Source organism: Pseudoneobacillus rhizolycopersici, assembly GCF_054786815.1.
This window is the reverse complement of sequence record NZ_JBTOOE010000166.1, coordinates 1-254: the sequence shown is the minus strand read 5'-3', so window position 1 is coordinate 254 and position 254 is coordinate 1. Positions and strand designations below refer to the sequence as shown.

1 protein-coding gene is annotated in these 254 nt (G+C 52.0%); it reads right to left on the bottom strand.

The window, feature by feature from the left end; all coding sequences use genetic code 11:
* Positions 1-74 precede the first annotated feature (74 nt).
* A partial coding sequence (locus ACX9YW_RS23270; RefSeq protein WP_460351133.1) for a hypothetical protein occupies positions 75-254 on the bottom strand: 180 nt, incomplete at its 5' end.

Sequence of the window (254 nt, the reverse complement as noted above, 5' to 3'; positions counted from 1 at the left end):
CCCGTAGTATTGGAGCCACGGCGAGGGTCATGAGCTGTTTGAACAATGTGACGGAGGGGAAGCCGGAGGTGGAATCAATGGCGAATCGTCCGATGTGCCAGAAGGAGGTTCTCGGCGTGTCTCCTACCTTCTCCAATGGGGATATGTGGAAAATTTTCTGCATGGGCGTGGGAGTTCGTTTGTCCCATCTGAACACTCTTATGCTTCCTACCATTCTCCCTTTTTTGTCCCGGACGATGAAATAGGTCGAGTTC